General features: G+C 57.6%; 17 protein-coding genes, 2 tRNA genes and 3 pseudogenes. 7 read left to right on the forward strand and 15 right to left on the reverse strand.

Translation table 11 applies throughout. The features are described from left to right. Window positions 1–261: 261 nt before the first annotated feature. From ACV22V_RS31130 to ACV22V_RS31145, 4 genes are all read left to right on the forward strand, one after another. Window positions 262–1,713, forward strand: coding sequence for an LPD7 domain-containing protein (locus tag ACV22V_RS31130; protein ID WP_448016517.1), 1,452 nt, complete (start codon window positions 262–264; stop codon window positions 1,711–1,713). Next, entirely contained in the window at window positions 1,713–2,561 is an 849-nt protein-coding gene (locus tag ACV22V_RS31135; protein ID WP_448016518.1) for a hypothetical protein, read from the forward strand. The genes ACV22V_RS31130 and ACV22V_RS31135 overlap by 1 nt, the downstream gene beginning before the upstream one ends. 591 nt (window positions 2,562–3,152) lie before the next feature. After that, entirely contained in the window at window positions 3,153–3,560 is a 408-nt protein-coding gene (locus ACV22V_RS31140; protein WP_448016519.1) for a GIY-YIG nuclease family protein, read from the forward strand. An 82-nt stretch (window positions 3,561–3,642) separates the two neighbouring features. Continuing rightward, the gene (locus tag ACV22V_RS31145; protein ID WP_448016520.1) at window positions 3,643–3,900 is read left to right on the forward strand and encodes a hypothetical protein; all 258 of its coding nucleotides are present in this window, start codon (window positions 3,643–3,645) and stop codon (window positions 3,898–3,900) included. 54 nt (window positions 3,901–3,954) lie between these two features. Here the strand turns inward: ACV22V_RS31145 and ACV22V_RS31150 are convergent, their stop codons facing one another. Together ACV22V_RS31150 and ACV22V_RS31155 are read right to left on the reverse strand one after the other, a co-directional pair. Further along, window positions 3,955–4,446, reverse strand: a complete 492-nt coding sequence (locus tag ACV22V_RS31150; RefSeq protein WP_448016522.1) for a hypothetical protein — start codon at window positions 4,444–4,446, stop codon at window positions 3,955–3,957. 35 nt (window positions 4,447–4,481) lie between these two features. Beyond that, window positions 4,482–5,558: a hypothetical protein gene (locus ACV22V_RS31155; RefSeq protein ID WP_448016524.1), complete on the reverse strand. Its 1,077-nt coding sequence runs from the start codon at window positions 5,556–5,558 to the stop codon at window positions 4,482–4,484. 431 nt (window positions 5,559–5,989) lie between these two features. On the opposite strand from ACV22V_RS31155, the gene ACV22V_RS31160 reads away from it, so the two are divergent. Continuing rightward, window positions 5,990–6,550, forward strand: a complete 561-nt coding sequence (locus ACV22V_RS31160; RefSeq protein WP_448016525.1) for a hypothetical protein — start codon at window positions 5,990–5,992, stop codon at window positions 6,548–6,550. Window positions 6,551–6,585: 35 nt separating this feature from the next. Here ACV22V_RS31160 and ACV22V_RS31165 read toward each other — a convergent pair. The 10 genes and pseudogenes from ACV22V_RS31165 to ACV22V_RS31210 form a co-directional block, all read right to left on the reverse strand. Next, window positions 6,586–6,714 (reverse strand): annotated as a pseudogene (locus tag ACV22V_RS31165) (DUF932 domain-containing protein); the annotation flags it as partial. 110 nt (window positions 6,715–6,824) lie between these two features. Continuing rightward, window positions 6,825–7,313, reverse strand: coding sequence for a hypothetical protein (locus ACV22V_RS31170; protein ID WP_448016526.1), 489 nt, complete (start codon window positions 7,311–7,313; stop codon window positions 6,825–6,827). After that, on the reverse strand, window positions 7,270–8,325 hold the full coding sequence (locus ACV22V_RS31175) for a hypothetical protein (protein ID WP_448016527.1): 1,056 nt from the start codon (window positions 8,323–8,325) through the stop codon (window positions 7,270–7,272). The genes ACV22V_RS31170 and ACV22V_RS31175 overlap by 44 nt, the downstream gene beginning before the upstream one ends. A gap of 9 nt (window positions 8,326–8,334) precedes the next feature. Further along, complete coding sequence (locus ACV22V_RS31180) at window positions 8,335–9,012, reverse strand: endo-beta-N-acetylglucosaminidase (protein WP_448016528.1); 678 nt, start codon at window positions 9,010–9,012, stop codon at window positions 8,335–8,337. A gap of 394 nt (window positions 9,013–9,406) precedes the next feature. Then, window positions 9,407–10,350 (reverse strand): annotated as a pseudogene (locus ACV22V_RS31185) (IS3 family transposase); the annotation flags it as partial. A gap of 265 nt (window positions 10,351–10,615) precedes the next feature. After that, window positions 10,616–11,641: an IS110-like element ISBcen4 family transposase gene (locus tag ACV22V_RS31190; protein WP_448016529.1), complete on the reverse strand. Its 1,026-nt coding sequence runs from the start codon at window positions 11,639–11,641 to the stop codon at window positions 10,616–10,618. 46 nt (window positions 11,642–11,687) lie between these two features. Further along, window positions 11,688–11,966: pseudogene (locus ACV22V_RS31195) on the reverse strand (transposase); the annotation flags it as partial. Between the two features lie 150 nt (window positions 11,967–12,116). Then, entirely contained in the window at window positions 12,117–13,877 is a 1,761-nt protein-coding gene (locus ACV22V_RS31200; RefSeq protein ID WP_448016530.1) for a cholesterol oxidase substrate-binding domain-containing protein, read from the reverse strand. A gap of 119 nt (window positions 13,878–13,996) precedes the next feature. Next, window positions 13,997–15,643, reverse strand: coding sequence for a phospholipase D-like domain-containing protein (locus ACV22V_RS31205; protein ID WP_448016531.1), 1,647 nt, complete (start codon window positions 15,641–15,643; stop codon window positions 13,997–13,999). A 609-nt stretch (window positions 15,644–16,252) separates the two neighbouring features. Continuing rightward, window positions 16,253–16,681 carry a GntR family transcriptional regulator gene (locus tag ACV22V_RS31210; RefSeq protein ID WP_448016532.1) on the reverse strand — a complete coding sequence of 143 codons (429 nt, stop codon included), beginning with the start codon at window positions 16,679–16,681 and terminating at the stop codon, window positions 16,253–16,255. Window positions 16,682–17,540: 859 nt separating this feature from the next. On the opposite strand from ACV22V_RS31210, the gene ACV22V_RS31215 reads away from it, so the two are divergent. Continuing rightward, window positions 17,541–18,272 (forward strand): IS6 family transposase, encoded by a 732-nt coding sequence (locus ACV22V_RS31215; RefSeq protein ID WP_448016533.1) that lies wholly within the window; start codon window positions 17,541–17,543, stop codon window positions 18,270–18,272. A 70-nt stretch (window positions 18,273–18,342) separates the two neighbouring features. On the opposite strand, the gene ACV22V_RS31220 is transcribed toward ACV22V_RS31215, so the two are convergent. From ACV22V_RS31220 to ACV22V_RS31230, 3 genes are all read right to left on the reverse strand, one after another. Next, window positions 18,343–18,419 (reverse strand) — tRNA-Ile (locus ACV22V_RS31220). 7 nt (window positions 18,420–18,426) lie between these two features. After that, window positions 18,427–18,503, reverse strand: a tRNA-Pro gene (locus ACV22V_RS31225). An 18-nt stretch (window positions 18,504–18,521) separates the two neighbouring features. Then, on the reverse strand, window positions 18,522–18,824 hold the full coding sequence (locus ACV22V_RS31230) for an H-NS histone family protein (RefSeq protein ID WP_448016535.1): 303 nt from the start codon (window positions 18,822–18,824) through the stop codon (window positions 18,522–18,524). Between the two features lie 321 nt (window positions 18,825–19,145). Between ACV22V_RS31230 and ACV22V_RS31235 the strand changes: the two genes are divergently transcribed. After that, window positions 19,146–19,812, forward strand: a 667-nt coding sequence (locus tag ACV22V_RS31235) for an ISNCY family transposase (protein ID WP_448016536.1), incomplete at its 3' end; no start/stop codon positions are given.

A 19,812-nucleotide genomic window follows, 5' to 3' on the forward strand; every position in this document is an offset into this window, starting at 1 on the left:
CGCGTCGGAGATCGATCTGCAGTGCTACTGCCGGATCATGCGCTTCACCAGCTGGAGCCACACGTCGCCGTATCCGCGAATCGCCTGCGACGGCCTGCAGATCGCGATGGAGAGCCTGCAGCGCAACGAGTAGGCGGCCCGGCGCCGGGCGAGCTGGACGCGTATCACCGTGCGCTCGAGGCGCACTATGCGTTCGGTGATCCGTTCGACACCCTGCCGCCGATGCGGCCGTCGGCCGCACGAGCACCGGCCGGCGCCGGCATGTCGCCACCGGGTTGGTATTCCGGCCGCCAGCCCGATCCGTTTCTCGACCGGTTCGACACGATCGACGCGGCGTTCGGCTTCGATGCCGCCCAGCCGATCATGCTGCGCCAGCCCGAAATTCCGGCGGACGTGCCGCCGTATCGTTCGCGCCGCTCGCGCGCCGGCGACGACGCGTTCGCCACGCCGCGCCGCACGGGTCGCGTGGCCGACAACGTGCTGTCGCAACTCGCGCGCGATGTCCGGCAGCGCGACGAGACACGCGGCCAGTACGCCGAGTTTCGCGAGATCCAGCGCGCGCTCGACGCCCGGCGCTTGCTGGCCGAGCTGTCGCACACGCACGGCGTGCGCCCGGCCAAATACGCGGTTGTTACCCGCCGCGACGGCGCTGATCGCATTCGCGCCGGGAAGCGTTCGCTGAACGTGTCGGATTTTCTGACGAAGGAACTGAATCTGTCGTGGCGCGAAGCGGCGCCGCTGCTGCGCGCGGTGTATCAGCGACAACAGGCCGGCGAGCCACCCCTGGCGCCGCGCGAGCTGCCGCGCGCGGCGCTCTGGCGAGAGTATTCGTTTGCCCGTGAGGCGCATGTCGCCGCCCGGAGCGACGCGTGGCTTGCGCAGCGCGCGAGCGAGCAGCATCGCCGCGGCGAGAACCGTGCGGCATTTGACGCAGCGCGCGCAGCCATCAAGCAGGACGTCCGCCTGACGCCGGCCCGCCGGCGCGCAGCGACGTCGTTGGCGCGCGCCGATCACCTCGGTCGCGACGATGCGTTGCGCGAGTCAATCGCGCGCGAGCGTGCGGCGCTCAAGGAGCAGTTCGGCGCCGCCGGCGGCCCGAGCTTCACCGACTGGCTGCGCACGCGGGCCGACCAGGGCGACGAGCGTGCGCTCGAGGAGCTTCGTCGTACCGCGTGGCCGGATCCGGCGGCCGCCGACGTCGACGCCGCCGGCGAGGCGTTCAACGTAATCCGGGCGAACACGCAGCGGCCGCTCGTCCCGGACGAATACAACGCCATCATCTTCCGGTCGTCGGGCCTGTCGTGGTCGGTCGACGAGCGCGGCCACGTCACCTATCGGCACGACGGCCGCGACGTCGTGCGCGATCGCGGCGCCAGCGTGCAGGTGCTGCAGGTCGACCGGGCCGGGATTGAGACCGGGCTGCGCCTGGCGCAAAGCAAGTTCGGTCGCACGCTCGAGCTGGCCGGCAACGATGCCTACCAGTTGGCGGCCGCCAAGGTCGCCGTCGACGCTGGACTGCACGTCCAGTTCAGCGATGCGCGGCTCAACCGGGCGATGGATCAGTATCGCCATGCGCGCGTCGACCAGCAGGTGCGCGACGTGCTCGGCACGCCGGCTGCCGGCACGCGCACGACGTCGCAGCCGCAGCCCGATCCGGATCGGCCGACGCCGAATCCGGCGATGTCCTCCGACGACGGAAAGCCGACCCTCTGATGCACGATCGGCCGCAACCCGTTTCCGCCTACTGCGCAGCGCCGCCGCCCGACGTCGAGCCGGACCAGCCTCGCCCGGACGCCGCCAACGCGACGCAGAACGACGCCGCGCGACGCGGCGGCCGCCCGCGCATCCTGACCGAAATGCAGCAGCGGCTCGTGGCGTACCTAGACGATCCCGACCGGCATCTGCCGACGCTCAACGCCGCGAACGGCAGCGATCGCCGGCAGCGCACCGAACGCCGCGTTGCCTGCGTGCAGCTGCTGCGCGCAATGCTGAAATATCTTGACCTGGCCAGCCTGCGCGTCGGCATCCCGCAGCGCGACGGCGGCTTCCTCAGCCTCACGATGCCGTTCCTGGCGAAGCACGCTTGCCTGCCGGTACGGCGCGCCGAGCGCGCGATGCGCGATCTGCTGCGCGCCGGTCTCGTCACCGCGCAGCAGCGCGCCGAACGGACCGAGGACGGCAGCTATCGCGGCCTCGCGTCGCTGCGCCAGCTGCCGGCCGCATTGTTCGGTGCGTTCGGCCTGTCGAAGTGGCTGCGTCACGAACGCAGCAAGGCCGTCATGCGCCGCTACCGTGCGGCTGCCGAGGCCGCCAAAGCCGAGCGTGAGCAATTGCGCGACAGCCAGGCCGAAGCGCAGGCCTCGCTCGCGCTCAGCGCGATCGCGCAGCGGCTCGAGCGGTCACGACCGGCGCGGAAGTCGGCGCCGGCGGCCGCCGACACGTCGACGGTGGCCACCGACCACGCCGAGGCGATCGCGCGTCGTGTCGGCATGCTCAAGCTGTTGCATCCCGACTGGGATCGCGAGCGCTGTTACGACGTCGCTTACCGCGAACTCGAATAGGGCGCTCGCGCCCCTCCCACCACAGATCATCCCGGCACTGCGGCGCTGACGAGCAGCCGCGCGCCGGCGTTTGTGCGCGCGCACCGCACAGCGTGTTTCGTGCACGCGGGACGACGTTCGACGCCCGCCAACGGCCGTTTCGCCCCCACTTATCCACAGATCCCGCCCTTGATTTACCGCGCCGGCGCGTCGGCGACCGCTTAGCTGTCGGGATGAATAGCGCTTAATTGTCGGACCTTAATCAGCGCAGTTTTATCAGTACAGCAGGAAGCCAAATCCACGCCCCCACGCCTAAGGCGCGGGGGCCTAAACGGCGCAGCGCGCCTTGACGGCCCCCGGGTCGGTACGTCAAGCGCCAGGCGGGCGTGGGCGCCGCACGGCACGCGGTGCTTCACGCGATCTAAAAACCTGTTTAGCAGGAAGGGGGCGTTCCGCCCTCGACGGACAAACGAGAATGGCGCATTCTTACGACCATTCATCCGGAGGCGCATGGAAATGTGTGGGACGACTTCCGGTCGGCGGTCGCCCTGTCTGCGTCCGGATGAAGGACTGATTCTGCCGATTGACACGTCACACTGAGTGGAGGTCAACATGGCCTTGCAGTTTTGCGATCCTCGCAATAAATACATGCTGCCCGCGAGCGTCATTAACCATGCGGCCGTTATCGGACATTTGCGAGAGGTGTTGAACTCATTTGCCGCAAAGTCGGAGTACAGCATGTTCTATATCGGCATCACCAGCAATCTGGACAAGCGGTTGAACCAGCACAAGGTCAACAGGCCCACATTCAAATTGATGTGCCCGATCTACGAGGAGTCGGGCAACCTTGTCGAGAACGCTTTCGACCGACTGGAGCGTACGGCCATTGCGACATTCCGGCCCGGCATCTTCCACCCCGATAAGAGCAAACGCGGCACCCCTCCCAAACCGGAGTTGGCGTGCTGCAACGGTGTGGGTGGGTCGCGACCGAAGAACACGCTCTATATCCTGGTCGGCTGATTCGCTTCGGGCTCGTGTCGGGCCGGTATCGTGTTTTCACCCACGCGCGAACCGCCAGTCGGCGCTTGACCTGGACATTGAAATGCGCAAACACTGTCTCGTTATACAGTTATTGCGCATCATGCTCCGACATCCTCTACCCGACATCGCAACGCCGTCGACGCGGGAATTGCGCGAGCTTTGGCGTCGCTACCCGGACGACCAAGTGCACCGGCTGATTCTGGAGATCGTGCGCCTTCGGCACCAGCTCGAGGAGGCCGAGGGCTACCGACAATGCATTCAGCGGGTGTGGAGCGAAGACACCGGCGGCAGTCACCTGGTCGCACTGTACAAAAACTAAGGGTGCTCCTGCAGGACGAGTTGAGGCGCTTCTAACCCCTCAACGCCTGGCCGCTTACCCGGCGCGGCGAATCATTTCCGCATGCGTGCGATTGATTTCCTCGACGGCCCGGTTTCCCACCGACATGTGCGAGATCAGGATCTCGTTCGCCTTGGTGAAGCGATGTTCGAGGCGCACCGTGTACGAGCTCGTCAACCAGCTGACAAACCCGGTGAAGTAAGTGGCGCTGTCGAGATCTCGCCACTTCACGCCGGTCACGCCACGGCTCCACGGCAGAATGCCGCGTCGAAGCCAAATGCCGTGATCGTCCATGAACAGTTCGTAGCTGCGCTCGAGTGCGACGGTATAGACCACGCCAGCGATGATGATGAGGGCGACCGCGGCGGCAAGCAGTGGTGTCCGCTGCCACAGCAGCGAGGTGACGATCGGCAGAATGGCCATCGCAACGACCAGCCGGCCCACGTAGGCCACCCACGATTTCCTGGCCAGCACCGCAACATCCCCACCGCGCGATTGCGCCGGCACCGCTTCGACAATGTCGTTCATAAAAATTCCTCGAGTTGGAAAAATTAGAAGGCCAATCAGATCACGCCCCAAGCCAGGCGGGCCGCTTTTTCGTGGGCGGCGACTTCCGGATCGGCTCGCACCGCCTCGCCAAGATGCGCGAGCCGCGTCATCGCCGGCCGGTCGAAGTGGAAATTCTTGTCGCCGTCCCACAGGATGAACTTGTCGTACGGTGGGATCGGCAGCCCGAGCCGCCGCGGACCGGCACCATACTCCGGCAGACGAGCGGCATCGTCCGCGAGCGCGGTGCCGACGGCGACCAGGTCGAAGAAGTCCTGGATGAGCGGCGGCGACCTCAGCATTAGAAGCATCGGGCAAAGATCGCCGAAGTCGATGATCGCGCTCAGGCGTTGCCCGGTCATCATGAATTGTGCCGACAGTCCGTCGGCCTTGACGACGGTCAGCGGACGCGCAAAGGTGCTGTCCCCCTCGACGATCGGCTCATCCTTCTCCCTCCAGTAGTCGCGCACCGCAAGTGCCAGCAGCGACTCGAAGTACGGCGCAAGCGCTTCGTGGATCACCGCGTCGGGCAGATCGGGCTCGTCAGCGTGACCAATCCCTGCGATCGACCGTGACAGCCATTCCGCGTAGCCCTGGTCCGGCCAGGCAGGCAACGCGGCCGCGACGCGTGCAACACCGTCGATCAGCGGCTCGCCGTCGTTCAGATCGAGTTTGGATCGGTGGTAGACGTCGGCCTTGAATTCCGTACGGCCGGTGTGGCGCGCGCGCGCGATGAAGTACGCGCGCATCGCCTGCAGGACGTCGACCAGCACCGCGCGCGTGACAAAGGTCCGCCCAGCCAGCAAGTAGGCGCTATGCGCAGATTGACCGATGAACGCCCATTCCTCGCGCTTCAGCGGTTCGTTCCGATAGTAGCGGTCGCGGAACTGCACGAGCGCCGCCCGCGGATCCGAGAGCAGTGAACTTCGCAAGTTCGCGCGGTCTTCGCGCCGACGCCGATCCGCGTCGAGGCCGAGCTCGAGCAGCTGCCGCGCGACCTCCGATGACGACGATTCCTGCCACTGTCCCTTGAGCTTTTCGACGGCCTGCGCCAGCGACTCGCTGAGGCGCATCGTGAGCGTTTTCGTTTTCATCAAGTGTATTCACATTTTGTATCACACGACGGATATTCGAACACGAACACGCTCACTGTCAAGCGGCCCGCCAACTAACTGTCGCTCGACAGCGAGCGGGTCGGCCGACGCTGCGCACACGGTTCCCGTTGCGATCCGGCAACGCCGCGCAACGCGCGGGGTTGCACCGCCGGCGACGCCGGCCGGGTTCTCCAAGGGGCATCCCCTTGGAGCACGGGATATGGAAAGGGAAATGCGTCAGCATTTCCGTTTACATATCTGTCGTGCCTCGCGCAGTGGCCCGTTTTTAAGGACGGTGACACCCTATGGACAAAGAAGTGCTAAGAAGGTGACAAGGATTGGCAGAAAGGTGCCTTAGTCGGGACAGATCAGCGACATAGAATGACGGATCAGTGATAATCTGAGGCTTCTTTGGTGATAGGCTCGCGGTCATGGATACCACCGCTACCATTTCTGAACTCCGCGCCCTCGCGGCCGGTGCGCAACGCCCAGCCGCCGCACGGCTTCGCGACCTGTTCGATGAGGTGCAAGCGGCCATTCGCGCCGGCGTGCGCCGAGTCGTGATTCGCGACGCACTGGCGCGCAACGGCCTCGATATTCCGTTCGCCACCTTCGTGCGCACGCTCGCCCGCATCCGCAAGGAACGTGGCGTCGTGGCCCGCCGCTCGGCCGTGCCCCACCCGGAGACTGGCTCCTCCGTTCAGCGCGCAGAAGAAGCCCCGATTCCGGCAGCGGTCCGCGCGCCGACGCTCGCCAACGACGCCGACACGACGCCGCGCGCAGCGGCCACGCCTCCCGTCGCGCGCGAGCGCCGCCCGATTGTCTCCGTCGGCGCAAGGCTCCCCGACGACTGGCTCACCGCCGATCTGACGCGCGATCAAAAACGCCTGCTGACGTCCGACCAGCGCAGCGCCCGAGCGGAAGCCAAGGTCAAAAAATTTTTCCCCAACCCGTTCGATCCGGCCGTCCCCCAAAACGACAACCCCGCCTAGGCGGGGTCGTTTCAGGTTGGCCCGCGGGTCGGGGCTTAGCTTTGCTTGAGCTTGCGCATGCCGTCGCCCAACACCCACAGCGCGCGGTTGAGCTTCACGTTTTGATCGATCCCGGCCACTTCGCGGGTTCTCATCGTGCGGCCCGCGGCCGACCGGCCGCGCAGCAGGCGTGATCGGTGCGGGCACATCTGCGCTCGGCTCGTACTTCAGCGACAACGCAGGTTCAGCGAGCAGCGCCTGTTCCTCGGGCTTCAACGCGACGGCACTTCCATGTCTACCAAATATTCATCACCCAATCAATCATGGGGAAATTACCATAATTAGATTCGCCATCGTGAATATACTCGCCAGCACGATTATTGGGCCATGAAGTATTTGCCGTCGACCACAAAGGAATTGGCAGATCATAAACGCCAGTAGAAATGTGGAACAAGCCCGCGCATTGCACCCATCTGCAATTGGTCATAGCACCGCTGTAATTAAACCGCAAATCATCGGCTTTGGAGATGAGGTATCTAGACATTATTGTATTTGAAGCCAGTTCCGCTTGCCTCTTAAGGTTGTCTATTGTTTTACCTTGATAGTCACGAACACTGGAGGGAAATTCTTCGATATAATTATACGGCGTTGATTTGCTGTCGTTTGGCGGAAGTGATACATAGGATGAAGGGGGATTTTGATTGGCATTAAACGGAATGGATAAATTGCATTTACTGTCGTCACCATCGCCGCACGCAGCAACAACTGGAACATTGGCTTCCACATTTTTTTAAATTTGCATTTCCATATTTCAACCACACATAGCTCCAGACAAGATTCGCCGCAGTACCAGTTCTTGCTGAATCAGGCATTTTGTTGAACCACTTAACCGTAGGAACGGTCTGCACCACCTGCACACTCTGCTGCGAAGTAAATGGCACTTGACCGAAACCGGTTTCGAAATATTTAGATCTGAAATTATCACTCGGACGAATTTCAAATTGCATAAATCCATTGGTATCGCTAAGCATACCCAATCCACGGAGATCAAAATAACATGGCGTATTAAATGCGTCAAAGCTGCACGTCTGTAGCAGCGTTCCCGGAAGAGAGTTATTCGACGTTTTGGTATTAGTATTTGTATAAATACTAACTGTATTAAGAAGTGACATCCCTGCAGCAAGTTTGCTCTTGGCAATCTTTAGAACGGGCCCTGGAATCGGTGGGGCCATCGAGACGGGATCGTTTACATTGCTTCCTGCATTCACGCATATCCGATTTTGTGCTTGATTTTGCAACTGCTCTGTCGAAATGCCATTAAATCCGCCAGGAAACGCATCGCTACGCACGCGGATTTTGGCAAGATTCTTTAACCCATTCCATTTCTCGTCTGGAGTACCATTGAACTGCTGGCAGGCCACAGCCATTGCGGATTGCGCCCTAACCGGATAGGGATATCCTTCCATTGTTCTTCTGTAGACTGGTTCGTCCAAATACATAAGATACGATGCATGTTGAGTAATAGTCGTCATGCTCGGGGTTACTTGCCCAGGAGCGCCACTAAAAGTGTCCGCATTGAGGTCAAGCCCCAAATCCAATTTGACGCTATTCCCCCGTCCGCCGAAGTTTACGATATTTGTATCGTTAATGGTTGCCCACTTTGATTTATCAAAAATCGGTGACGATGGAAATCCATTTGTTCCATGGAAGTACACGATATATTCAACACCCGAATTATTACTGAAGATATTATTATAAAAATCTAGATCGCCGTTGGTGTTGCCCTTGTGCTCCATATTGATTAATCATCCGTCAATATTTAGCGCCTTTGCCAATGCGGTTAATTTATCTCCATTTCTAAATAGAGTTGACAGCTCGGTGGCGGATGAGTTCTCACCTAGGAAAACCGTTCCATAGATTTTAACCCCTTCCCTGTGAGCGGCGGTTACCCATTGAGGATCTGGGGCTATAACGTGCGCACCACTATTGTCCGCACCGCTAAACGAAATAAGCTTATTTATCATTCCCCAGCCCTGAAACGTCACTGGATACGAATTTCCTTTCGAATCTTTTGGATAAATAGCAGTGTCATAAGAGCGGGTTCGTATGATGGCGGTGAAATCTAATCCCCCGGACCTAGCTGCTTGCGTCCCCGGCAGAGTGGTGGCTCTAAAATTACTAGAAGGGCTAAGTGTAGTTTGCGATGGTGCCACATAGTAGGAGGTTGGCAGCGTTACGATTCCATTGGAGTATCCCAGAGATGTGAATAAAGGGAAGCATCCTGAATTTTTCGTTGAGTCCAAAGACCACGTATAAGTGCGTTGCAGATTTGCGCTTTTCTCATCACACCCATCTTTTTCCATTGTGATGTCTGCTGCGGATGGTTGTAACGGTGTCGCAGGAACGTCTGCGTACGATTTTGCGAGTGGCGCAATCAAAAATAATATTGAGATGGCAAGGATGATTGATTTATTGGATTTCATTTAATGCCTCGGTAGATTGTGTCGATTTTTGCGATTAATTGGACCTGCAAAACAAAACAATTGCTGTTATTTTTATAATTTCATCTGCAATTTGCAATCTTCATTGCATGAAATCTTTTTGATTTTGAAATGTATTTGTTTGTATTCTGACAATTGTTCAGATTCGCGTGCGCACTCTATTTCGAGTAATGGAGCACGCCCTGAAACACCCACAAGGACCTTGATTTCGCCGTGTGACATGCCGTTCATTGCGTCGGCGTGATGCGTCATGCCACCACTCATGTCCATGTTGCCCAGGTCGTCAACCGCATGCGACGCAGCGGAAACCGATAGCTCGTATCGCCACGCAGTCCCGATCGACGGTGGAGTTGACCCTGTAATCCCGGACACGGCATCACACTAAGGTTGCTGAATCCATCGAGCGCCGGAACTCGCGAGGCGAGCGGTATTTCAGCGCACTATGGGGATGCTTCTCGTTGTAATGCTCGAACGCGATGGCCAAGTTGCGTGCGGCAGTCGCTGCGTCCGGCTTCGGCATGAAGGCGACGTAGTCGCGTTTCATCGTCTTCACGAAGCTCTCGGCCATCCCATTACTTTGTGGGCTGCACACCGGTGTGGTCAATGGCTTCAGGCCGATGGCCACTGCGAACCGGCGCGTGTCGTCGGCCGTGTAGCCCGAACCGTTGTCGCTCAGCCACTCGATTTCGGACGGGGTATGCAGTTCGTTGCCAAACCGATTTTCCACCGCAGCCAGCATCACGTCGCGCACGATGTCGCCGCTGTGACCTGCTGTCGTGGCCGCCCAGCTCATCGCCTCTCGGTCGCAGCAATCCAGCGCAAACGTCACTCGCAGCGGCTCGCCGTTGTCGCAGCGGAACTCGAAGCCGTCCGAGCACCATCGCTGATTGCTGCGCGCGACGGCCACCTTGCCATCGTGCCGACGTTGCGGCCGAGGCGGGGCTGGACGCCGTTGCATCAGCAGACCGTGAGTGCGCATGATGCGATAGATGCGCTTCGCATTGAACGGCACCTGTCCGGCAGCAATGCGTTCATTGCGCAGCGAGCCCCACACCCGGCGATAGCCATAGCTGGGCAAATCGCCGACGACTCGGCGGATTTCCTCGACCACGCTCGCATCGTCCGTCTGCCGCGATTGACGGCCATCGCGCCACGTCGCCGGACGCGACAGTCGTGCCGATACGTTCGAGCGCGACACGCCGAGAACTTCACAAACCAGTTTCACTGGTCGTCCTCCGGCAGCGAGGGCGAGTGCGCTATCCATTTTTTTGCCCGGCCGTACTCGACTGCTTCGCGGAGAATCTCGTTCTCCATGGTCTTTATATGGACGCCTCCGGCTTGCCAAGGTTTGTTGCTCTGTCGAACAGATACAGGCTGCGGTTTTATATCCGGCCCATGCAGGTCGAAGCCCGCTGGCCCCAATGGAATCCGCTGACTCATGCCTCATTTTTGCCACGGACCGTGATGTCCAGAAGACGATGCAGGTTTGATGAGTCCCGGTCTTACCTGTTTGCCATTACAACACTACCTTGCGCAACCTTGGACGACAGATCGGTGATAGAACGCGATACGATCTCGACACACGTCATGCTGCAGTGACTGGAGGCGGATAGCTCTCGCAATATGAGCGACCGTGAGCCAGGAGAGCCCAGATCGTCCGCGCGATCTTGTTGGCCAGTGCAACGACTACGACATTGAGCGGGCGCCGCATGCTCAACTGCACTGCCCAGGAACCCGGGTCTTTCGCGTGCTTCATAACGGACCGTGCGCCGTGAATCATCAGCGTGCGCAGGTATCGATCGCCTCTCTTGCTAATACCAAGCAGCCGGACCTTGCCGCCAGTTCCAAACTGCGCAGGGACGAGACCCAGCCATGCTGCAAATTCGCGGCCGGACCGAAACGCTTTGGGATCGCCCATCGATGCCACGGCAGCAGTGGCGGTCAGAAACCCAACGCCGGGGATTTCGGCAATCGTTCTGCAGGCCGGGTTTTCATGCAGCCACGCGCGGAGTCGCTGCTCGATGAGGGTAATCTGCTTGTCGATGTCGACAAGGCGTTGCCACTGTTCCCGCAGGGAATCGATCAAGACCCGCGGCAGGCGCAATTCGAGGCGTAGCAGCAGGTCAGGCATGGCGCGATTCATCGCTGCGCGTCCGACGCCCATGACCTCTCCGTACTCGCCAAGCAAGCCTCTCAGGCAGTTGGATTGAGAGCGCCGAAATATAACCAGTTGCTGTCGAATACGATGCAGTGCCAGAACCGCTTGCTGGGCCTCAGTCTTCACAGGGACGGCTTTCACGCCCGGGTGTCGTGCCGCTGCCCAGATTGCGCGCGCGTCGGCGACATCGTTCTTGTTTCCTGTCACGAACGCTTTGACCAGTTTGCCTGGCATCAATTTGACCTGGTGGCCAAGCTCGGTGAGTCGGCGGGCCCAGTGCTGTGAGCCTCCGCACGCCTCCATGCCAATGAGACAGGGCTCACGATTGGCGAAGTGCTCAAGAAAATCGCTGCGACGAAGCTGCTTGTCGAACACCTCGCCGGTGTCCGCAGCGATCCAGTGCAGTTGGAAGACCCGCTTGGCGATGTCTACGCCTACGACTGTCGGTTCCATTTGCGTTCTCCTGGTTGAACGACGCTCCATTATGCGATGAGGAGGCGTCCATACCATTTTTGCCGAGCATCCGTTGCAGTTCACGAATCTGCTTGAGCGCGTCGGCCAGCTCTGAGGCCGGAACCACTTCCTCGCCAGCCTTGACCGCTGACAGGCTCCCATCCTGGTACAGCTTGCGCCAGTGGAACAGTTGGTTCGGGTTCACGCCGTGCTGCCGCGCAACCATCGAAACCGACTTCCCTGGTTCGAAACTCTCGCGAACCATCGCCAGCTTTTGCTCCGCCGTCCAGCGCCGCCGGCGCTCCGGGCCCGTCAACACTTCCATCACTTCCTGCCTGGTGTTAGTCAAAAACACAGTCTTATGCCTACCCGTTATTGTAAATGGGTGACTGTGTCCGGCGTTTCAGGGGGCTGCTCCAGACGGATATAACGTACTGCTAACAGCCCCACAGGGCCTTTTTGAAACCGTCTCTTACTAATTGAATGGCATAAGCTGGTCGAGAAGCGGGGAAGAAAAGACTCTGTGCGGATCATATCTTTGGAGTGTATTTAGCGCCGTATCCCAACCGCTGATAGGCGGTTGACCTTCACGATGGAGGTTTGGAATCGTAGTGCTGATCATCGTGCTGTCTTGCCACGCAGCATCATTCGTATAGGCCCAGCCCTTTGACCATTCGGGACGCATCGTCGCGTACGATCCGGCGTAGTTTGACAGCATCCATTGTTCGATCTCGCGGTAGAACATACTGGCCAGTGGCGTCCCTGGGAGGGTAAGTATGTCGAACCAGACTGCAACGTTCCATTCTGGATGATCGGGGCGAGGCTTGATTGCAGAGAGCGCGGGCGTAGTGGCATCTTTGCTGACATCTGCGGGGTCGTCGAGGCCTGTCACACGAATCTCGACCGGCCCATTCATCGGGTATTCGCCGCGCTGCTTGTATGCATCCACCCGGTTTTCATAGAACTGGACGAATTCGCCGATGACTCGCTGCACATCGGTGCGGCGGGCGAGGACGGCATAGCCATTTGCCGTTACGCGCAGCGTCGTCGGACGTACGTATTGCAGTACCGTGCGCGACCACCCCCATAGATCGTGGCTCTTGGTAAACTCAAGGCCTAATTTTGTGATTTCCAGTTGTAGCTTTCCAAAGAGCGGTGTCAGATAGCGTTCACCGTCGATCACTATTCGCTTGATCAATGCGGCCAGCTCTGGCGAAATTGAATCGGAGAACGGATAGTTGTACGGTTCTGTAACGACGCGAGAGGAGGGGGGCTGCTGCGGTGTGACTGTCCACACCTTAAGCCAGGGGTCAGAGGTGAAGGGAAACCAGATTGCTTCGACCCGCCCCGACTGTTTGAGAAACGATTCGATCGTTCGACCTTTCGAACTTGCTGGTGCAAACAGTTCCGCGGCAGGGATGTCGACGTAGCTTTGGCATCGTAGCCGCTGATTGGTGCTCACATCGAGCGAAGCTTCGACGATGAATGCGCGACCGAGGTGAGCAAGAAATGCCGCCATGTCCATATCTTTTCGAAAGAAAGTTCGCAAGATATATTCGTCGGTTTTTTTCTCGTATACCACTGCGGTCAAGGTGCGAACCAAATTGCAGAGCGAGCCGTAGGTCTGCCCCGGCAAGCTTACTTCACCTGTTGCCGGTACGGCAGTTCCATGCGCATCGATCGCAAGTGCGCCCCCAAGCGTGATGTCACCCGGGGCGGGGGCCGCGACGACACCGAGGTTGAACTTCTCGAGAGTTGCAAGCAATGTTTCAAGGGAAACGCCGGTTTGCGCTGTAACACGTGGGGGCTGCGATTTAGTGTCGACGGTAACGGCTGTCAGGTATTTTGTCGTGTCCAACAGGACGGTCCGCAATGGCGGGACGCCTGCCGCAATAGTCAGGGGGGACCAATTGTGCATGTGTCCACGAGGGCGGATCCGGTAGTCGTTCGCCCGCGCCCAGTTAATGACAGTGAGAACGTCGTCGGTATTGGTAGGAGCTGCGGTCCAGACATCTGATATTGATATCTCACCGCTCCAGTTTTGAAATGCTTGCTTGTAAAGAGGGATACCGCTGGGGAAATTAGGCGGAGCAGGGGGGGATGATTGTGCATTCGCATCAATCTGATAGATGGGCGTCCAGCCCGTTACGATACCTATGGCGGCAAGCTTGCTCATGTCCGAGAGAAAATCTCGACGAGATAACGGAAGTGACTTCTTTTTGACTGAGGTTTTCATGTTTTCTGACTCGCTAAATTAACATAAACGAACGATAATCGGTATGCGGAAATTTGGCCGCCTCGCGAAATTAATGAAAATAAAATTCACGTGCACTTCAGCAATATTTCCGGTTATTTCTATTGAATCATGTTTGAGGTCGATCCGATGCGCTGGCACTGGCTAACGTCCAAATATCCACACGGCTCAAAAACCTCGAAAATATAATCGTAAATATTTTTGTGACCAATGTTTACTGGCCAATATTGACGAACCCGTCCTTTTTTCTCGGCCACCAAAGGCCATGATTTTTGGATGTCAGCAATAGGATCATCTTCATAAGGATCGTTGAAATACAAGTATTCTGACCACAGTTTTTTCCTCATGCTCTTAACAACCTCGGGATCATAGATCCCAATGCTCATATCAACATCATTCGTCATCCCGGCTTGCTCCACCCCGGCCGACCCAATAATTGCAAAAACATCATCTACGATAAGTGCCTTCCAGTGGGTATAGATGACGTTATGAACGTCTTCTGCATCTCGCCCCTCCTTGATGACCTGATATGCGAATACCTTGTCGCTTCCCATCAACTTTCTCCAAGTCTGGTATTGATAGTATTGCCTCGCGGACGAGATGTCCTTAATGTCGTAACCGACAATGTCGTGATCTAGCGCGTTAGCCGAATTTGTCACAAGCACAACAGCCTTTACTTTCGGAAGCTGCTCCGCTATAGCATCCATAATCGGCGGATACCACATGAACTGATCGGAGATGAAGATATATTGCTTCGCATTTTTAATTGCTTTTATGGTCGCTGACAATATACTTAACTCCCCCTGAGGCGCCCAATTTGAATAGTATCCGTACTTGACGCCTCCCCGTTGACCTGCAGTAAGTAGCAATTGAACTTGCGCGCTGCTTTGATAAAACCCGACTTTCGGATCAGGCCAAGATATCGGAGATAGCGTATAATCCGGAAACGGATTTTTTGGGTCGCTGATTTGCTGGTACATATGGCGCGCTATATCCAGAACAGCAGGGCCTTTCACCTCGATCATCCCTCCGGTCCACCCATAATAACCTTGTGTAAATGCGGGCTGGGATTTCCACTTTTCGTCTTGATCGTGCCGCTTCGTATCATATCGACCGGCAGATATATCCATGGATCCGACATACGCAACGGTCTCGCCATTACGACTGATTGTCCATGCCTTCTGGTGCAGGTTCCCAAAATTGCTGTTATGGCGACTATCCGGTGCACAAACCGTATGTCCGGCGGCCCGGTTTAAAGGGGCGCAGAATTCTATCGCCGTCAGGGGGCTGTATGCGTTGGCGTTCAGCAGTATTCGGACGGCAACATTCCTTTTTATTGCAGCCACTAACACGGTTTGTATTTTTGTCAACGCCGCGGCATCAGGATTGGCTGGATCTGGCAATAGCATTACATTTTTATTTATATCCCATCCGGTCATCCAGACAATATCACCGGCCTTTGTGGCACTCAAATCATTAAACAGTGAAGTAAAAAATTCATCCCCATTAACCAAGAGATTTGTTGAGTTGCCGTGCAATGTATACGGGAGTATTTCGGCTCTCTGAACCCCTGCGCGGGACGCGGTAATTTCATCTTGTGTCAGAAAATATGGATTCGGGTTGTCGGCACCCTCGGTCAAATTCAATGTGGAATTATTTGGATTATTTTCTTGCGGGGCGGCATGCACTTGAAAAAGGCTGCAGGCAATGGCTGCAGCCACCAATTTATTAATGAATTTATTTTCCATGATATCGTCTCGAGTTATCCCCCTGTATTTCACGGTCAATCTGTCAAAAAATGCAAAAGGGATAATTGTGGGGCGTTGGTTGGTGTTGTTGGTGATCCAGAATTCGATGGTATTATGCTCGGACATAGGATGCCATTTTGGTTGAGGCACTCGATGGCCGGTGGCGATTTGTTTGCGACTCGTTCGGAGCTAGGTGCATCCAATTAATTCAGCGACGAAGAATTTACACATTTGATAATAGAATTCCGGTGATGGTCCGAATTGCGTAAGGGCCAAAGTTATGCAGTACGACTCGATCGGCGAGAGTCGTGGCTTCCACTCGGTCGTGGGTGAGAAAGCCTTCGGTGATGTCGAGATCAACATTTCGTCCAATAGTGAGGACGCTTTCGTCCGCTTTGGACGCGTCTTTCAACACTACGCTAGCCATGCCGGTCTCTATAAAACACTCCTATTCCGGCACCCATGCATGCTTAATTCGAAGCCTGCACAATAGCTATACTATGTGGCGCAACATGATAATTAACATATGTTTAAGCAGATCCGTATCGACAACTTGACAGCATCAGCGATACTTTCGAGATCCGGCTAGTCCGAAAATCCCAGGGTAGATCACAATCGAGTAGGAGCGCCACATTCAATGACGAACGTTCCGCGACGGGCGAATCCCTTGATCAAGCCACGTCGAGCGACTTCCCGATATGCCGCATAAATTGTGTTCAGATGAAAGCCCAATGAATTGGCAATCGCTTGCTGCGTCGGGAGCCGATCGCCGGGTTTAAACAGGCCCAAACGTACGGCCTCCTCAATTTGGTTGGCGATTGCGTTTGCAACATGCCCGCGGATGCGCGAAAAATCGGGACGCCACTCGGCTTGATTTGAGATAGTCGTATGTGTTCGTACGCAACGAAACGACGTGATGCAATTATGTGATTGCATAGCTACTCCAGTAGCGTGCCACCTATTGCGGGAATGGTGCCCACGCCAGGCGGACTGTCGAATTAGCTGTTGCTGCCGTCCCCGGATCCGAAGCGTAAGCATTGAGATGAGGAATCGGATATCACGGACACCACTGCACTACGTAGAGCGAACGGTTGCACCGAGACGAAGTTCGCGATTACGAGACTTGAATACTTCGTGTCGACAAATCACCTCGTGCCCATTTCGCGTTTGGTGAAACGGCGCGTCGACGTGCATCGATCAAATGCTCGCGCGTGTCCAAGTGCCGATGAGGAGCTGTCTTCCGTGCATCACATTGGCGAAGTTGATTCGCGCGGTGCTGTATTCGATTCGATGCAAACGAACACATGCTGATGAAGTAAATTTCCGACGAAATGCTGTTTTAGAGATGTGTTGCCTCGGCAATAGACGACGCAGTGGGGCGACACGCGCAGCGAGCCGAGCGACGGTCACGCGACACATTGAGCGGGTCACGCAACCGACTTGCGCAACCGCAAGTGCATCGAGCTGGTCCCTGGCTGGTGGAAGGGGGGCGGGCCGAACCGTCGGGAGAAGTATCTTGGTCACGGGCGGGGCGACTAGCTGCTCCTGTTGACTAAGGCGACCTGGATCCTCACTCGCATGCATACGTTCGAGGCAACTGCCGCAAAGAAGCACAAATCGAAGGAGAGACGACATTGGTTCCACCTCAATTGAGGATGTTTGGCATCAAACCGACACGAATCCGCTCAGCGTGCTGGCACTTCGGAGTGCCGTGCCACGCATCAGAGATGCTCCCGTCCAACGGCCTACTAGATGGGTTGCTATGAGCTTGTAAACAACATACTACAGGCGTGTAATTTTATTTCTGAACATTTGTCATGAAATTGAAAGCTCAGACGAAGTCATCGTGATTGAGGGCGTTGTCAGGTTCGCGAGCGCGGAGCGCTAAAATGAGGCGATGAAAAAGACGAAGTCGCTTTACCATGGTCACCGCCTCCCCGCGAGCATCATCAGCTGCGCCGTTCGCTGGTATTTCCGCTTCAACCTGAGCCTGCGCGATATCGAGGAGTTGCTGCTCGAGCGCGGCGTGGTAGTGACCTACGAGACAATCCGTTGCTGGTGCGACAAGTTCGGAGCTGCCTTCGCAGGGCGCGCAAAGGCGATGCGACGCAAGCCCGGTAGCACGTGGCATCTGGACGAAGTGTTCGTGAAGCTGCGCGGCGAGCCCTACGTGCTGTGGAGGGCCGTGGACGAATGCGGCGCCGAGCTGGATGTGCTGCTGCAGAAGCGCCGGGACAAGGCCGCAGCCAAACGCTTCTTCAAGCATGTGCTGCGATCGAATCCTGTGCCCCGGAAAATCGTCACCGACCAACTGCGCAGTTGCCCTGCGGCGAAGGCAGACATCGCAGAACTCGCGGGCGTCAAGCACGTGTTCGTGAAGGCGGCTGCACGGGTCAATAACCGTGCCGAGAACAGTCACCAACCTACGCGTCGCCGTGAGCGCGCCATGAACGGGTTTCGCGATCCGCTTCGCACGCAGGTGTTTCTATCCAGCTTCGGTCCGATCCGTCAACACTTTGCATTATCCAGACATCGCATGACGGCGCAGTCCCATCGCACCAAACTCAAGGCGCGCCTTGCGGCGTGGAATCGTTGGACCGTGATTGATGCTGCCCGGTCCGTGCATTGATAAGGATACCGATTCGTTCTGCGTCTTACCATGTCAGCTGTCGTCAAGTTGACAATGCCGCGCTCTTCATTGGTGGGCCTGGCTGGACTTGAACCAGCGACCAATCGATTATGAGTCGACTGCTCTAACCGGCTGAGCTACAGGCCCGAATACATGGTCGGAGTGGCAGGATTTGAACCCGCGACCCTCTGGTCCCAAACCAGACGCGCTACCAGGCTGCGCTACACTCCGAGCGGCAAATTTGCCGTGTTATTCCGCGTCCTTAATCAGAAACCGATCGCGGTTCTTCGCGCCTGCAATCCATTGCGGTGCCTTCCCACGCCCGCTCCAGGTGGCGCCGGACTTCGGGTCACGATACTTCGGTGCGATCGGCGCACGCTCGCTGGGCGCTGCTGCACGCCGGCGACCAAAGAGTTGGTCGGCCGTGATGCCGTATTCGGCGATCTGTTCGCGAATCGCAGTGACGATGCTGTCCAGCTCAGCAAGCCGCGCTTCTTCGGCTTGCTGTGCGAGTGCCTCTGCTTGCGCCTTCAGTTCGAGATAGGTAGCCATAAATGTGAAAGAATTTCCTTGGAGAGATAGCTCTGGAGAGAGCGGTTCATTATATCCGCGCGCCAACCCGGTTTCGAAAGCTTCGCGGCCCCGGCTTCCAGCATTTCACTTGAGGAAGAGCTGCAGCATGATGGCAAGACCGCCGAACAAGCAAACGATGCCGGCGAATCAATTTATTCGGCATCCCAGCTACTTTACATAACAGATACTAACGACATCGCTGATGTAGGTCCCAAGTTCAGATGTCGCGTTTCCGCTAAATAAAAATGTCGTGTTTTGGCTTGTAGGTTGATCGCCGACACCCCACAGGGAGCGCCGGCGATGAACGCGACTGGGACGATAACGATGACGATGCGCGAGCTGGACAGATTCAAGGTCATCCAGGACGTCGCGGACGGCAAGCTTCAGCCGTGGCGTGCGGCCGAGCGACTCGGGCTGACGACGCGGCAGATTCGGCGGCTGGTCGGCCGATTGCGTGAGCACGGGCCGCAAGGTCTCGTGTCGAAACGGCGCGCGAAGCCCAGCAACAATCGATTGGACAGCATGACGGCTGACCGCGTGCTGTCGATCATCCGGGATCGCTACGCGGACTTCGGCCCGACGCTGGCCTGCGAGAAGCTGTACGAATGCCACGACATTCGGCTGGCCAAGGAAACGGTCCGCAAGCTGATGACCAACGCTGGCCTATGGGTGCCGCGACGGCTACGCCCGCCCAAGGTCTACCAGCCGCGAGCGCGCCGGGCCTGCCTCGGCGAACTGATCCAGATCGACGGCAGCGACCATCGATGGTTCGAGGAACGGGCGCCGGCCTGCACGTTGCTGGTGTACGTGGACGATGCGACGAGTCGGCTGATGATGCTGCACTTCACGCAGACCGAATCGACGTTCAGCTACTTCGAGGCGACACGAGCGTATATCGAGTGCCACGGCAAGCCAGGGGCGTTCTATAGCGACAAGTACAGCGTGTTCCGCAACGTAACGCCAGGCA

The sequence above is a fragment of the Burkholderia sp. AW33-5 genome, assembly GCF_053427615.1.

What these genes read in the sequence shown, in the direction of transcription:
- ACV22V_RS31130 (WP_448016517.1), top strand. Translation starts at nt 262, where the DNA reads ATGTCGCCACCGGGTTGGTATTCCGGCCGCCAGCCCGATCCGTTTCTC.
- ACV22V_RS31135 (WP_448016518.1), top strand. Translation starts at nt 1,713, where the DNA reads ATGCACGATCGGCCGCAACCCGTTTCCGCCTACTGCGCAGCGCCGCCG.
- ACV22V_RS31140 (WP_448016519.1), top strand. Translation starts at nt 3,153, where the DNA reads ATGGCCTTGCAGTTTTGCGATCCTCGCAATAAATACATGCTGCCCGCG.
- ACV22V_RS31145 (WP_448016520.1), top strand. Translation starts at nt 3,643, where the DNA reads ATGCGCAAACACTGTCTCGTTATACAGTTATTGCGCATCATGCTCCGA.
- ACV22V_RS31150 (WP_448016522.1), bottom strand. Translation starts at nt 4,446, where the DNA reads ATGAACGACATTGTCGAAGCGGTGCCGGCGCAATCGCGCGGTGGGGAT.
- ACV22V_RS31155 (WP_448016524.1), bottom strand. Translation starts at nt 5,558, where the DNA reads ATGAAAACGAAAACGCTCACGATGCGCCTCAGCGAGTCGCTGGCGCAG.
- ACV22V_RS31160 (WP_448016525.1), top strand. Translation starts at nt 5,990, where the DNA reads ATGGATACCACCGCTACCATTTCTGAACTCCGCGCCCTCGCGGCCGGT.
- ACV22V_RS31175 (WP_448016527.1), bottom strand. Translation starts at nt 8,325, where the DNA reads ATGGAGCACAAGGGCAACACCAACGGCGATCTAGATTTTTATAATAAT.
- ACV22V_RS31180 (WP_448016528.1), bottom strand. Translation starts at nt 9,012, where the DNA reads ATGAAATCCAATAAATCAATCATCCTTGCCATCTCAATATTATTTTTG.
- ACV22V_RS31190 (WP_448016529.1), bottom strand. Translation starts at nt 11,641, where the DNA reads ATGGAACCGACAGTCGTAGGCGTAGACATCGCCAAGCGGGTCTTCCAA.
- ACV22V_RS31200 (WP_448016530.1), bottom strand. Translation starts at nt 13,877, where the DNA reads ATGAAAACCTCAGTCAAAAAGAAGTCACTTCCGTTATCTCGTCGAGAT.
- ACV22V_RS31205 (WP_448016531.1), bottom strand. Translation starts at nt 15,643, where the DNA reads ATGGAAAATAAATTCATTAATAAATTGGTGGCTGCAGCCATTGCCTGC.
- ACV22V_RS31210 (WP_448016532.1), bottom strand. Translation starts at nt 16,681, where the DNA reads ATGCTTACGCTTCGGATCCGGGGACGGCAGCAACAGCTAATTCGACAG.
- ACV22V_RS31215 (WP_448016533.1), top strand. Translation starts at nt 17,541, where the DNA reads ATGAAAAAGACGAAGTCGCTTTACCATGGTCACCGCCTCCCCGCGAGC.
- ACV22V_RS31230 (WP_448016535.1), bottom strand. Translation starts at nt 18,824, where the DNA reads ATGGCTACCTATCTCGAACTGAAGGCGCAAGCAGAGGCACTCGCACAG.